The sequence below is a fragment of the Campylobacter troglodytis genome (genome assembly GCF_006864425.1).
GTDB lineage: Bacteria > Campylobacterota > Campylobacteria > Campylobacterales > Campylobacteraceae > Campylobacter_D > Campylobacter_D troglodytis.
On the sequence record NZ_QHLI01000180.1, the window covers coordinates 1 to 859 of the forward strand.

Annotated in this window: 2 pseudogenes; one reads left to right on the top strand and one right to left on the bottom strand. The window is 35.9% G+C overall.

From position 1 onward, the window contains the following. Nucleotides 1-228: pseudogene (locus tag DMC01_RS12605) on the top strand (hypothetical protein); the annotation flags it as partial. Between the two features lie 84 nt (nt 229-312). Here DMC01_RS12605 and DMC01_RS15550 read toward each other — a convergent pair. Next, a pseudogene (locus tag DMC01_RS15550) lies at nt 313-859 on the bottom strand (transposase); the annotation flags it as partial.

An 859-nucleotide genomic window follows, 5' to 3' on the forward strand; every position in this document is an offset into this window, starting at 1 on the left:
GTGATAGCTTCAAAGCCTACGATGGCTTGGTTGATTTTTTACAACGCTAGGCTCGTCCCTTTACAAGAAGGAGCAAAGGCGCATTACAGAGTAAAACACAATAAAAACGAGTTTACAAATGGACAAAGCCATATCAACGGCATAGAGAATTTTTTTACTTCGTGCTACGCACTCGTAACTGCTAGCAGAAGAGAATTTGCAAAGTTTCGTTTAGCTAAATTTAAGGACTAAAAAAAATTTGTGCTTCATTTAAAAGAAATAGAATTAAGACGAAAAATTTAGGACAAAATTCTCATCAAATTTTATCAAGGCTCAAGACAACTTAAGCGGATTTTGGCTTATCAACTTTAATAAATTTTGATAAATATTTTGTCTCAAAATTTTCGTCTTAATTCTGTTTCCTTTAAATGAAGGACAAAATTTTCCTTTTTAATTCCTTTAAATTTGCTTAATCTATGCTTGGCAAAGCCCCAGAAATTCTCAATTGCATTTATGTGATTTGTGCCCTTTGCAAACTCATTTTCCCTGTGTCTTACTCTATAACTTTGCTCCTTCTTGCAAAGTTACGAGTGCGTAGCACGAAGTAAAAAATCAACTAAACCATCATAAATAGCCAAGCAATCACTATAAAATTCTGTCTTGCTCATATCACTCAAATCCCATAGGTAATAGCTCGCTAGCAGAGCAAGCTTTTACAATCTGAGTATAAACTTGCCCATTTCGTTTTAGCATATCTTCTCGCAGAGTTACGAGTGTGTAACACGAAGTAAAAAACTGGTGTTTTCTTACCAGCCCCAAGTCCACGCTTAGCTCGCACACGTTTTGCACCGAAATAACTCTCAGCTATTTCGATCTCGCC